Annotated in this window: 9 protein-coding genes; 7 read left to right on the forward strand and 2 right to left on the reverse strand. The window is 41.8% G+C overall.

The genetic code is table 11. The annotated features are described in order from the left end of the window. The first annotated feature begins 54 nt into the window (after positions 1-54). The 6 genes from yidC to RMY32_RS21210 all read left to right on the forward strand — a co-directional run bounded on the left by yidC (position 55) and on the right by RMY32_RS21210 (position 7065). Entirely contained in the window at positions 55-1206 is a 1152-nt protein-coding gene (yidC, locus tag RMY32_RS21185) for a membrane protein insertase YidC (RefSeq protein WP_322710497.1), read from the forward strand. Next, positions 1203-1730 carry a protein jag gene (locus tag RMY32_RS21190; RefSeq protein ID WP_322710498.1) on the forward strand — a complete coding sequence of 176 codons (528 nt, stop codon included), beginning with the start codon at positions 1203-1205 and terminating at the stop codon, positions 1728-1730. Before yidC ends, RMY32_RS21190 begins: the two co-directional genes overlap by 4 nt. A 172-nt stretch (positions 1731-1902) precedes the next feature. Continuing rightward, positions 1903-2430: a DUF177 domain-containing protein gene (locus tag RMY32_RS21195; protein ID WP_322688582.1), complete on the forward strand. Its 528-nt coding sequence runs from the start codon at positions 1903-1905 to the stop codon at positions 2428-2430. Between the two features lie 438 nt (positions 2431-2868). After that, entirely contained in the window at positions 2869-4380 is a 1512-nt protein-coding gene (locus RMY32_RS21200; RefSeq protein WP_322710499.1) for an AAA family ATPase, read from the forward strand. A 442-nt stretch (positions 4381-4822) separates the two neighbouring features. Continuing rightward, entirely contained in the window at positions 4823-5332 is a 510-nt protein-coding gene (locus RMY32_RS21205) for an SH3 domain-containing protein (protein ID WP_322710500.1), read from the forward strand. 311 nt (positions 5333-5643) lie between these two features. Next, entirely contained in the window at positions 5644-7065 is a 1422-nt protein-coding gene (locus tag RMY32_RS21210; protein WP_322710501.1) for a peptidoglycan-binding protein, read from the forward strand. A 57-nt stretch (positions 7066-7122) separates the two neighbouring features. On the opposite strand, the gene RMY32_RS21215 is transcribed toward RMY32_RS21210, so the two are convergent. Then, positions 7123-10149 (reverse strand): SMC family ATPase, encoded by a 3027-nt coding sequence (locus RMY32_RS21215; protein ID WP_322710502.1) that lies wholly within the window; start codon positions 10147-10149, stop codon positions 7123-7125. Between the two features lie 380 nt (positions 10150-10529). Continuing rightward, positions 10530-10724, reverse strand: coding sequence for a hypothetical protein (locus RMY32_RS21220; RefSeq protein WP_322710503.1), 195 nt, complete (start codon positions 10722-10724; stop codon positions 10530-10532). A gap of 162 nt (positions 10725-10886) precedes the next feature. Between RMY32_RS21220 and RMY32_RS21225 the strand changes: the two genes are divergently transcribed. Next, entirely contained in the window at positions 10887-13106 is a 2220-nt protein-coding gene (locus RMY32_RS21225) for an NACHT domain-containing NTPase (RefSeq protein WP_322680867.1), read from the forward strand. The last annotated feature ends 263 nt before the right edge of the window (positions 13107-13369 follow it).

Raw genomic sequence — 13369 nt, forward strand, 5'->3', positions numbered from 1 at the left:
ATGATTTAGATAAATTAGATTCAGTTTACAGTACCTCAGGTTGAATTCAGAATAATGGATTTTGGTATCGGCTTTCTCTCGAACAACGTGATGCTGCCAATCATAGATTTCTTCTATGGTATAGTGCCTAGCTACGGATTAGCGATCGTTGCTTTGACCTTGATAGTCCGCTTCGCGCTCTATCCCCTGAGTGCTGGCTCAATTCGCAACATGCGGAAAATGCGAATTGTACAACCTCTGATGCAGAAGCGGATGGCAGAAATCAAAGAGCGCTATAAGGACGATCCGCAAAAGCAGCAAGAGGAAATGGTTAATGTCCAAAAAGAATTTGGCAACCCTTTGGCAGGCTGTTTTCCATTACTAGTGCAAATGCCAGTTTTGTTAGCGCTGTTTGCTACCTTGCGGGGTTCGCCTTTTGCAAGTGCGAACTACAGCGTTAACCTGCAAATTCTTCCCGCAGAACAAATCGAACAAATTCAACCGCAAGCCTTTGCCACTGCTCCTCAAAATATTTACATTGCAGATGGGGAACATGTTAAAGTAGCTGCCATTATTCCCAGCGGAAATAAATTAGCGGTGGGAGAACAAACCAAGATACAGTATCAGACTGTTGCAGGTAAACCATTTCAGGTACTCTTAGCAGAACACCCAGAAAATAAGCTGATTCCTGATTGGAAAGTTACTAAAGGTGAAGATAGAATAAAAATTGATGCCCAGGGCAATGTAGAAGCCTTGCAACCAGGAGAAGTTACTATTCAAGGAACAATTCCTGGATTAGCAGCAGAAAAAGGCTTTTTATTCATTGATGCTTTAGGCAGGGTTGGCGCACAAGATCCAGATGGCACAATCCACTGGGATATCGTCGCCATGATCGTCTTCTTTGGAATCAGCCTTTATGTTAGCCAAATGCTTTCCGGGCAAAATTCCAGCGGTGGCAATCCGCAGCAGGATACAGTTAACAAAATCACCCCCGTCATCTTTTCTGGGATGTTCTTGTTCTTTCCCCTACCAGCTGGGGTACTGATGTATATGGTGATTGGTAATATTTTCCAAACCGCCCAAACTTATCTTCTCTCCCGCGAACCTCTACCGGAAGAACTACAAAAAATTGTAGAAACCCAAGAGAAACAAGCAGCAGTCACAGAACAAAAAGCATTACCATTTGAACCAAAAAGTCCTAAGAAAAAGGCAACAGGGGGATCATGAGCGACATTCCGATGCATCGGGGTCAGCAGTGGTTAAAAACCCTGCTGGAACTCACTGGAATACCTGCTGAGATTCAAGGTCATTTAGAAACTGCCCAATCTCAAGACGGAGATTCTCCAGAACCAGATAACTACTGGTTGACTATTGACCAAACTAATTTGACATCAGAACAAATCCAGGTGTTAATTGGTGCTGATGGTTCTGTGTTAGATGCGATTCAGTATCTCGCAAATTCTGTTCTAAACCTTAGCCAACTCCCGGAAGAACAAGCCTCTTACACCATTGAGTTAAATGGCTACCGGGTCAAAAGAGAAGCCGAAATTCGGGCATTAGCAGAAGCAGCAGCTGATGAAGTGCGCTTTTCTGGTAGAGAAGTGGAAATCAAATCTCTTAGTTCTGCTGAACGGCGTCAAGTTCATACCTTCTTAAAGGAATTTGGAGATTTAGAAACCTTCAGTCGTGGTAAAGAGCCACATCGCCATCTGGTTGTTTGTCCCGCTTCGTTGGAAGGAGTTAGGAGTTAGCAGTAGAGACGCGATTAATCGCGTCTGTACAGGAGTTTGGAGTTAATTGAAAACTCATAACCATATATAATTTCAAAATTTCTTTTTTTGTTAAGGGATAAAATAAAGATTCAGTATCAGTATAATTGCTGATAATCTAGATAAATTTTAGTGAGGATGTCTCACAAATCCTATGGACGCAATTTATATTCCGCAGCTAACTAGAGCATCGGAGCGAACAGAGGAAGTTCAAGTTAAGGAATTTCTGCCCGGTCTAGAAACGTTAACACCAGTTCGCGGCCATGTGCGCGTGCAACATCATGGCAATTACCTGGAAGTGTCAGGTCAGGCAGAAACAATTATTACTTGTACCTGCAACCGTTGCTTGCAGCAATACAATCGCCGTTTAGGGGTTGATACAAAGGAAATCATCTGGTTAGATGAAACTGCAAATCAGGCAAATGACTTGCCCTTAGAAAGGGAAGTGGTTATGGAAGATTTGCTGGAAAGCTTACCGCCTGATGGTTATTTTTATCCCAACGAATGGCTGTATGAGCAGATGTGTTTGGCAATACCGCAGCGCCAATTATGCGATCGCAATTGTCCAGGTATTCCTGTAAGTAGTACTGTTGATAGTCCTGATACTTCTGATAGTCGTGAAACTCCAGTTGATAACCGTTGGGCTTCTCTAGAAGCACTTAAAAAGCAACTTCCGGGGTAGCAATTTGCTAATTCCGTCAGACTTAAGTCTTCGGCTGTGCTAAATAAGCCTGTCTACACAGGCTTATTGTTTTATATTTTATTAAAACTTTCGGTATGAGTTGATATTCATATTTCTATCCAAAAGATATCAAAAATTGTTGTATTTTATCAATTACTAAAACTAAGTCAATCATAATTTTCACAAGCTCTTGCTTCAAGTAACATTCAATCACCTATTTTCCAAAGATTACGTTATAAAAAATATTAATTATTTTTATAAATTACTAGGTTTTTAATTTTAAATTAGCAGTCTGTTTAAGAACAGCATTATCTTAACTTGTGCATAGTTGCTGAACGAGAAAAGCAATATTGTATTGTTCTTGCTGATTACTCATTCGCTTTCTGAACCAAGAAAGTTGTACATTGCGTTCAAGAGAAACTAACCAATAACATATATATGAACTTCCGTGAAGAGTTTAAACTGCTGCTACGCGCCCGCTATCCCTTGATTTATATTCCTACATACGAGGAAGAACGGGTAGAAGCAGCTATCCGGGAAGAAGCAAGCAACCAGGGTAATCGCCCAGTCTATACTTGGGATTTTGTCGATGGCTACCAGGGAAACCCCAATGATATTGGGTTTGGGCGGCGTAACCCGTTGCAAGCTTTGGAATTTATTGAAAAATTACCAGCTTCCGCACCTGCGGTAATGATTTTACGAGATTATCATCGCTTTTTAGAAGATGTGGCGATCGCTCGCAAACTCCGCAATCTGTCCAGACTTCTCAAATCGCAACCAAAAAATATTGTTCTACTGTCACCGCGCATCGCCATCCCTGACGACTTAACCGAAGTGCTGACAGTTGTCGAGTTTCCCTTACCAGCCGCCTCAGAAATTAAAACTGAGGTAGATCGCTTACTACAAAGTACTGGTAACTCCCTTTCTGGAAAAGTTTTAGATGATTTGGTGCGCTCTTGTCAAGGACTTTCGATGGAACGGATTCGCCGCGTTTTGGCAAAAGCGATCGCAACCCACGGAGAATTGCGACCAGAAGACGTGGAGCTGGTTTTGGAAGAAAAGCGCCAAACTATCCGCCAAACCCAAATCCTGGACTTCTACCCCGCCACTGAGCAAATTTCTGATATTGGCGGACTGGATAACTTGAAAGATTGGTTGATTCGGCGGGGAGGTTCATTTACAGATCGAGCGCGACAGTACGGATTACCGCACCCCCGTGGTTTAATGTTGGTAGGTATTCAAGGAACTGGTAAATCGTTAACAGCAAAAGCGATCGCTCATCATTGGCATTTACCCCTGCTACGTTTGGATGTGGGCAGGTTATTTGGTGGTTTGGTGGGTGAATCAGAATCTCGCACTCGCCAAATGATTCAAGTAGCTGAAGCCCTCGCTCCCTGTATTTTATGGATTGATGAAATAGATAAAGCCTTTGCAGGGCTTGGTAGCAAAGGTGATGCCGGAACAGCCAGCCGTGTGTTTGGTACTTTTATTAATTGGCTAGCCGAAAAAAGCTCACCCGTGTTTGTTGTCGCCACCGCCAACGACATTCAAGCTTTACCGCCGGAAATGCTCCGCAAAGGGCGATTTGATGAAATTTTCTTTGTGGGTTTGCCTACTCAAGAAGAGAGAAAAGCAATTTATGATGTTCATTTATCCCGACTGCGCCCTCATAATTTGAAAAGTTATGACATCGACAGGCTAGCTTATGAAACCCCTGATTTTTCTGGGGCTGAGATTGAGCAAACTTTAATTGAAGCGATGCATATTGGATTTAGCCAAAACCGCGATTTTGCTACCGACGACATTTTAGAAGCAGCTAGCCAAATCATACCCTTAGCACGAACTGCCGTAGAGCAAATTCAGCAACTCCAAGAATGGGCTGCTGCTGGGAGAGCGCGTTTAGCATCTAAACACAATCCTTTGAGCGAACGCCTCCGGCGCACTACGTGAACCCAAAAAAATGTAGAGACGCAGGAGTGCTTACGTCTCTACAAAGATTTTGGATAACGCATATTTAATTTCACCAGATGTCTATTCAGCATAGCTACAATAATCAGTTAGTCAAAAGTCAATAATGATGAATTATTATGGACTATTGATTTTTATACTGATGGGTTATTTGCCTCTGAGTTTTCACGTCATGTGGAAAAGTCAATGGAAAACCTAACCCCCCAGCCCCCCTTCCCTACAAGGGAAGGGGGAGAAATCAAAGCCTCTCTCCTTCTAGGGGAGAGGTTTGGAGAGGGGTTTTCCAGATCCCGTGAAAAGTCAGATTTGCTTCTCTACTCGTAACCCTTGAGAGCCAGTTAAACACCACTCTCCTCAATGAGGGGAAAATACGCAGATAACTGGCTCACCTTCACCCTTGACTCTTGATAATCAGGTTTTAATTATGTTGTCTGGCTTGACAAAGTTTATACTGGGGTTTTTCTTAGCGATCGCTGTGCTAGTAGGTGGCGGTGCTGCAATTGCACTCTATTTTATGAATCGTACTGGCATAGCCCCTGCCAAACCCATTTTTTCCAATGATAGTCCTTCAGTGAAAGCCCAAGCTCCTAAAAAAACTGAGCCTGGAGGAAGTAAGCCCGCTCTTACACCTGGAACATCTACTCAATCGTCTGCAAGCCCAACCTCTACTCCCACAGAATCACCAAAGGCTACCCCATCATCCAAACCATTACCATCGGGAGCTTACCGAGGACGTGTTAGTTGGGCTGAAGGTTTGAGTTTGCGATCGCAACCAAATCAAGAAGCTGAAAAGATTGGTGGAGTTGCTTTTAATCAAAAAATTATTATTTTGTCAGAAAGCGAGGATAAAGCTTGGCAAAAGATCCGTTTGGAAGATAGCGAACAAGAAGGTTGGGTGAAAGCAGGTAATACTGAAAAAGTTGATGAACAATAGGTATAGGGCATGGGGCATGGGGCATTGGGGAGGCAGTGACGGGTACGCAGGTGTCTCCCCAAGTGGAGGAGGCAGTGCGGTCTTGGGGTCTCCCCAAGTGGAGCAACTGCCGTCAACTGCCGTCATTGGGAAAGAGGAGGCAGAAGTTCAAAAATGTTTGAATTTTGAATTTTGAATTTTGAATTTTGAATTGATTTATCCCCTTGTCCCCCACTCCTGAGGACACTTACTTGTAAAGAATCATACGAAAAGTAATTCTTACATATAGTCAGTGGTATACTTTTTTATATTTATTAACTTAAAAAAAGCAAGTGAAAACAGGGGTAGCTAGCCATTTAATAAAGCTTGCCTTAGTCTACGAGGCATCCGAAAGCATCAAGGTTGTTCCTATCGTAGTTAATTTTAATTTTTTAAATTGGAAAAAGTTATCGACTTTTGGTGCAATGCGTCTTTTGTCTGTGGCTCTGATTACGGGGCTTCTGAGTATTGCTGGAGAAGTTTTAGCACTTCAGAAAATAGGAAGTAATGGGCCTGAAGTTAGCAGTAGCCAGAGATGTTTAAAAAAATTAGGCTATTTTAACGGCCCAGTCACAGGTAAGTTTGCTAGCTTGACTCAAAATGCTACGATCAAATTCCAGCGAGCCAATAAAATATCGGCTGATGGAGTTATAGGTGTTAGCACTCAACGAGCCTTGCAACGAGCATGTCAAAATAGAAGTTCTAATAGAAATATCGGTGGCGCATCACGTTCGCCAGTTGGTCAATATCCTACTCTTTCTCAAGGCAAAACTGGTGCAGCCGTCACAAGATTACAACAGCGTCTACGGCAGTTAGGCTACTTTAATACTAATCCCACTGGGAATTTTGGACGAATTACTAAAGATGCTGTAATTGCATTCCAGCGAAGTTATCGCATAACTGCTAACGGGATTGTGAATCGACAAACTTGGAACGCACTAATGGGTTCCTCTCCGACTCCAGGAAGATCGAGTCTTTCCACTCAACAAGTCAGAGAACTGCAAGTGCGTTTGCGGCAGCTAGGTTATTTAAATGCTGATGCCACTGGGAATGTTGGCCCAATGACTAGAGAAGCTGTAATTGCATTCCAACGAAATAATGGATTACCTGTTGATGGCATTGCTAATGCCCAAGTTTTGGACTCAGTGCGTAGAGTCTCTACAGGTAGTATTCAACAACCAGGTAGAAATTATCTCACTGTAGGCGATCGCGGCGAAAATGTCAGATTAGTTCAAGAGCGTTTAACACAGTTGGGTTTCTCTAATACTAATCCTAATGGACTTTTCAACGATTACACCAGACAATCTGTGATTGCATTCCAGCAATATTCTCGAATTAATTCTAGTGGAAATGTAGATTGGCAAACTTGGGAAGCATTGGGGTTAAATGGTTCAACTGGAGGCAATTATACTCAGAATAATGATTATGTATTAGCTGACACTAATCGCTATGCATTACCTCCTGCCAATGACAATGTAGTACCTGTTACCAATGGCAATACATTAGTTGCGAATAATCCCTACAGAGTAATAATTCCCATTTCTAGTAATGATACTCTGAGTAAAGTGCAACAATATATACCCAACGCTGTCGCGGAGCAATCCAATTTAGGTGATTATGTGAATGCTGGAGCATTTAGCGATCGCGCCCAAGCAGAAACGCTAACGAAAAAGCTCCGCTCATTAGGTCTGGATGCACGGGTAAAATACAATTAATTCGTAATTCGTAATGACGCTCCTGCGTCGCTAACGCTGCGCTAACGTAATTCGTAATTAGATGGACAAGCTCAAGTGCGAACCTTCTTGAGTTTTATTCACTTCAATCCTGGCTTGGAAGGCTTCTTTGAGGTGGGGCATGTGGGTGACAGTAAGGATGCAGGCGAAATCAGAAGCGATCGCATTAATCGCGGCAATCAAGCGATCGCACCCTTCAGCATCCTGTGTACCAAAACCTTCATCCACAATCAACAATTGCAACGCTGCCCCCGCCCGTTGCGCTAATAATTTCGCCAAAGCTAAACGGATGGCAAAGTTAATTCTAAATGCTTCACCACCAGAGTAAGTTTCATAAGCTCGTGTTCCTCTAGAATCGGCGATTAAAATATCTAAGGTGTCTATTAGCTTGGCGTTTTTCTTGGTTGATTTAGCACTGCGTCCAGCTTTTTGAGTAATAAATTGTACATGAAATTGATTGCCACTCAGCCGCGAAAGTAGTTGATTTGTCTCGGCTTCCAGTTGCGGCAACACGTTCTCAATCATCAATGCTTGGATACCATTTTTACCAAAAGCTTGCGCTAATTCCTGATAAACCCGATATTCCCGCTTGCAAGATTGTAATTGCTGCTGCTGTTCTTCATATTGAATTTGCAGCATTTCCAGTTGATGCGCCAGTTGTTCTAAACGCCCCAACTTAGCTATTTGCTCGTCGAGTTGCCGTCTGCGGATTGCTAGCTGCTGTTCTAAAGCTTGAATTTGGGCAGATGGATTAGCTGTTGCTTGTAATTGCCCAATAATACTTTCGATTTGGCCGCCAAGTTTTTGGCGCTCCGTTACTCTGGCGCTTCTAGACTCCTCTAACTCTTGCAATCTCGTCTGGAGTTGCGGATACTGCTGCTGGGCTGATAGCAGGTGTTGATACCGCAAATGCCAAGATTGAGCTTTCTTTGCAGCCATCCGCAGATTGTTGTGCTGCTCGGAACTGTAGCCAATTTCAGTAATGTGACGCTCAAGAGCCGCGATTTGTTTAGCACATTCAGAATCAATCCGATCCTGCTGGATTTTAACTTGTAATTGGGCAATTTGAGATTGTAATTCTGGTTTTCGGGCTAATAGTTGCGCTTGTCGCTTAGTAGCATCTTTAATTTGCCCTTGTTTAATTTCTGCCCATCGCCACCGCTCAACTTCGCTCCGGGCGAGGGCGTGATCTTGTTCATTATAATTAACTTGTTGCAGATATTGTTCTAGCTGGCGGAGTTCGGCTTGTTTATCGGGAGCGTAATCACCAGCTTGGAGCGATCGCTCTAAATGCTGTTTTTCAGCAGCAATTTGTTGTAACTGTTGTTGCACATCAGTTGTAGCTTCTAACTGTGCTGCTAACTGTCCCCGCTGTTCGCGTAAACCATCATAGCCCGCCAATTGTTGGGATATATCGCGATATTCCTGCCTGAGTGTCTGAATTTCTTTGTCAGACACAGCCAATTGTTCCCGTACTACCCAAAACTGTCCTTGAGTATCCTCTAACTCACTTTGGGTTTTTTCCACCACCCGACTCCAGTGATGTTCATCTAAAGGACGCTCGCATAACGGACAAAGTGCTTCAGGATTTTGCAGCATTTGCAATTTCTGCTCTAATTCTCCCAGCAGTTTTTCATAATCCCGTTGGTGAGCTTGCAAACGTTCAATAAAATGCCGCCTTTCTTGCCCTTTTTCTTGGACTCGTTGCAGATAAACTCGCTTTTTCTCCAGTTCCTCAATCTGAATTGCCACATCCATTACCGCTTGTTGCAGTTGCGGTTGGCGACTGTGTTGGCGTTGTAATTGGTTCTCAGTGCTTTGGAGTTGTTCTAGTCGTGCTACTAAACCAGCATGAGTGCGATCGAGTTGGCTTTGTAAAGTTGCTCGTTGTTGCAACAAGGGAGTCACTTGCATTTGCAATTCATCTAAGCAAGTAACATGATGGCGGGCTGCGGCTAGTTGTGACAAAGCAGCTTCGACTTCACCTGATTTAGTTAAAGTTTGTTGAATATCTCGCTCTTGTTGCTGCAAAGCTTCTAGCTGCGCTTGGGCTTGTTGCAGTTGCCGTTCGATTTCGTGAATTTCTTTGGTAAGCTGTTGTTGCTTTTGTTGGCGATTTTGCCCTGCGCGAGTGTACTCTTCAAATTTGACAGCAAAAGCTTCTTCTTGAGATTGGAGACTTTGATATTGGGCGTATCCGGCTTTAATTTCAGCTTCTTGGTGTAATATTTTTTCTAAATCTGCTAGCTGAGAGCCAATTGCTGATTGTTCTTGTTGGAGGCGATCGCAATCTTGGGTAAGATTTTGGTATTGCTGCTTTATAAAGCTAAGTTGTTGTTCCCAATTTTGGCGCTGGTGCTGGACAACTTGCAAACTTTGTAATTGAATATTATCAAAAGCTTGCACCTGTTGCAGTTGGTTAAGTTCGGCTTCTAACTCCACCCTTTGCGCTTGGGTAATCTGGCGTTGTTGCAGCTGAATTTTTATCGACTCCAAAGAACGCTCTAACTCTACTGCCTGGGCTTTAAACTGACGAGAAGATTCCTTTGCCCGTTCTTCCAAATCATCGTACTGATTGAGTTTTAATAACTCCGCTAAAATTTCTTTGCGTTCTGTGGGACGCTTGAGCATGAATTCATCTGCGCGACCTTGACGTAAGTAGGCAGAATTAATAAAGGTATCGTAATCGAGCTTGATGTGTTCTAAAATCAAATCTTGGGTTGCTCTTACCCCTTTGCAAGTGAGTGAGCGAAACCCAGATGGTATTTCTATTTGAAATTCGAGGACACTAGTACCTCCCCGAATTCGGGTACGAATCACCCGATATTTTTGCTGGTTACTTTTGAAAGTAAAATCAACCCGAACTTCTTTCGCACCAGAATAGATGACATCATCTTCAGCAGTGGCGCGGCTTTCACCCCAAATTGCCCAAGTGATTGCTTCTAAAAGAGAAGATTTACCCGCACCATTGGAACCCGAAATACAAGCCGTATGCAAACCGCCAAAATCTAAAGTTGCATCACGGTAACTAAGGAAATTTTTGAGGATAAGTTGTACTGGGATCATTCAGGCTATAGCGCCACATCTACTTTTAATTATTAACAGTACAGATGCACTGTTTGTTAGTTTAGCTATCTAGATATCAGGTTTCTAGTCTTGAAGACATCAATTTTACAAAAATTTACAATCATCTGAGTGAATTTTTCTTGTCGCATGAAAAAGTTTTGCTGTCTTCGGAGAAAAATGAAACTTTCCTAGAGGCTTTTCGTTATTTTTTTCTGTTGACTGAGAAGAAAACATTCTTATTTGATTTATGAGAATTGAAAGTTACAGATCCCTGACTTTTTAGAAATTGTCAGGGATTTTGTCTCTGAGGAATTATTTAGGATTGTAATAGTCACCAAGAAAGAATTTGTTATTGGCTAATTGCGTAGGCGTAGCCCGTCTTAGACATCGCGATCGCTTGACCTTGACCGAGGTATCAACAATCCAATATATGTACCGACAGCAAATTTGGTTAAATCTAGAAATGGAGGGCGACTCTTCTCGTCGATAACCGCAATAATGAGAGAACCAATCACCATAATCAGTGTTACAACAGCCAGCACTTCATCTCTTGAAGGAAATTTCTTGGATAACATAGACTCCCTCGCAAATTGTTTGAATAACTACATCCATACTTTGACAGGTGAGTGTTTGTTCTAGGCTTAAATACAGGTTTGAGATATGAGTGACTTGTGTATGCGATAAGGATGAATTGCCAAATTGGTAGTTAGAATCAGCAAAAGTGTAATGGTTAGCTTATGTCCGGGCGATCGCTTTCCTGTTCTCCAGAAGGTATCCAAAAAGCAAAAAGAGCTTTAATTCGTTATTCCTTAACTCAAAAAGCATTAGCTGATGAGTTAGAAGTAACTCGCCAGCCGATCGGAAAATTCTTTACAGGTAAACCTGTTGACCGCAATCTCTTTGTCCAGATTTGCGACAGGCTAGACCTAGAGTGGGAAGAAATAGTTACTGAACCAGCCAGTGAATCAGAGGTAAATCAAGATAACAGCATTGATATTGATATTGATGCGATCGTGCAAAAGGTGCGCGAAAAGATAAAACCCCTCATTGAAGAACGTTGCGGTACAATGCGGGTGCTAGATATGACTCAGCCTATTGGGTTGAATGACATCTATACCAGCGTTAATATTTTGGATAAAATCACTGGACAGCGGCGGTTAGGCATTGATGAATTATTACAACAGTGTAAAAGCCAGGATTTTGACCTCTTTGGACTCAACAGAATTACTGAAAAACGATTGCCAGGACTGGAAGCGGTTGAAAAATACTCCAAGCTGATGATTTTGGGAAAGCCAGGTGCAGGGAAAACTACGTTTTTAAAGTATTTAGCAATTCAGTGTCTTGGAGGTGAGTTTCAGGCTGAACGTGTGCCAATTTTTATCACGCTCAAAAACTTTGCAGAAGCTGCAAACAAACCTGGATTATTGCAATACATCACTGAAGAGACGATAAATCCTATATCTTCTATTCGAGAAGTACTAACCTATGGCAAGGCATTAATTTTACTCGATGGGTTGGATGAGGTTAGAGAAGAAGATAGTAACCGTGTATTAAAAGAAATTCGTGAGTTTTCCGATCGTTACTCAAAAAATCAGTTTGTGATGACCTGCCGAATTGCAGCACGAGAGTATATTTTTGAGAAGTTCACAGAGGTAGAAGTTGCTGATTTTGACGATGACCAAATTTCCAACTTTGCCAATAACTGGTTTAAGAAGAAAGCTGTAAAATCAAAGACATTTATCAAACGTCTCGAAGAGAATAGCCGAATCAAACAACTTGCTGCAAGTCCTCTGCTGCTGACGTTGCTTTGTTTAGCCTTTGAAGAGTCAGGAGATTTCCCTGCAAATCGTTCTGAGTTATATAAAGAAGGACTGGATGCGTTATTGAAAAAATGGGATGCCAAGCGGGGAATTCAACGCGATCAGATTTACAAAAAGCTATCAGTCCAACGCAAAGAAGATTTACTCAGCAAAATTGCATTGACTACTTTTGAGGGGAGTGAATATTTCTTCAAACAAAAAATAGCAGAGCAATACATTACAGAATACATCCGTAATTTACCTGGTGCTAATACTGACGAAGAAGCATTGCAACTTGACAGTGAGCAAGTTTTGCGTTCAATTGAGCATCATCATGGGCTAGTTGTCGCAAGAGCGAAAAGGATTTACTCATTTTCTCACCTGACATTTCATGAGTATTTCACAGCGAGAGAATTTGTGGTTGTGAGACAGTCATCAGAGGAAGCGCTGCAAAATCTTGTTAGCCATATTACTGAGAAACGCTGGCAGGAAGTCTTTTTGCTGGCGGTTGGGATGGCTCCAAGTGCAGATCGGTTATTGCTGTTGATGAAAGAGAAAATTGATGCCCTTATAACTACTGATGAAAAGTTACAGGATTTTTTAATGTGGGTACAGAATAAATCTCTATATGTTGATACTAATTACAAACTAACAGCAGTTAGAGCTTTTTACTTAGAACTTGGTCTTGGTCTGATGCCTGAGATTAGTCTTGACCTAGCCTGTAGCCTGGATAATACTATTATTTCTGTTGGTTATTCTGCCTCTAACTGTCCTCTCTGTTTTGATCGCGATCTTTTTTTAGCACTACACCTGAATAAAAATTTATTATTTGACAATATTAACTTCTTTGAATATTTCCCAAAACTATATTCCGAACTAGCCATATTACAGAAAGAACTCTTAGAAATAACAAAAGATAAAAGTAGAAATAGTAAAGAAAAATTAAGAAAATGGATGATTAAATATCGCAATTTAGGTCACGATTGGAAATTTAGTAAAAACCAGAAAGAATTGCTGACACAGTACTACGATATTAATCAATTAATGGGAGATTGCCTAAATAGCGATTGTTATATCAGCCGAGAAGTACGACAGCAAATAGAAGATACTTTGCTATTACCGATCGCAGAGATTAAACAGCGCCAACAGCAATCATAAATACCCATATAATAGATAGTGAATTATTCGTTAAAAAAGCGAAAGTATTTCACAAATATTAGCAAATAAATCTAGAATGGAAGTAAGAGTTCACAGTCAACCCATTCGCCTCTATTCAATGGCTTATACCAATTTTTTATAAAGCTGCATAGAATTCGATCCCCCCTAACCCCCCTTAAAAAGGGGGGAACCGGAAAAACATCTATCAAAGTCCCCCTTTTCAAGGGGGATTTAGGGGGATCAAGATATGTGCAACTTCACAT

The sequence above is a fragment of the Nostoc sp. ChiSLP03a genome, assembly GCF_034531215.2.
Taxonomy (GTDB): domain Bacteria; phylum Cyanobacteriota; class Cyanobacteriia; order Cyanobacteriales; family Nostocaceae; genus Nostoc.

Excerpts from the sequence above, each read along its gene's own strand:
- yidC (WP_322710497.1), top strand. The coding sequence starts at position 55 with ATGGATTTTGGTATCGGCTTTCTCTCGAACAACGTGATGCTGCCAATC.
- RMY32_RS21190 (WP_322710498.1), top strand. The coding sequence starts at position 1,203 with ATGAGCGACATTCCGATGCATCGGGGTCAGCAGTGGTTAAAAACCCTG.
- RMY32_RS21195 (WP_322688582.1), top strand. The coding sequence starts at position 1,903 with ATGGACGCAATTTATATTCCGCAGCTAACTAGAGCATCGGAGCGAACA.
- RMY32_RS21200 (WP_322710499.1), top strand. The coding sequence starts at position 2,869 with ATGAACTTCCGTGAAGAGTTTAAACTGCTGCTACGCGCCCGCTATCCC.
- RMY32_RS21205 (WP_322710500.1), top strand. The coding sequence starts at position 4,823 with ATGTTGTCTGGCTTGACAAAGTTTATACTGGGGTTTTTCTTAGCGATC.
- RMY32_RS21215 (WP_322710502.1), bottom strand. The coding sequence starts at position 10,149 with ATGATCCCAGTACAACTTATCCTCAAAAATTTCCTTAGTTACCGTGAT.
- RMY32_RS21220 (WP_322710503.1), bottom strand. The coding sequence starts at position 10,724 with ATGTTATCCAAGAAATTTCCTTCAAGAGATGAAGTGCTGGCTGTTGTA.
- RMY32_RS21225 (WP_322680867.1), top strand. The coding sequence starts at position 10,887 with ATGTCCGGGCGATCGCTTTCCTGTTCTCCAGAAGGTATCCAAAAAGCA.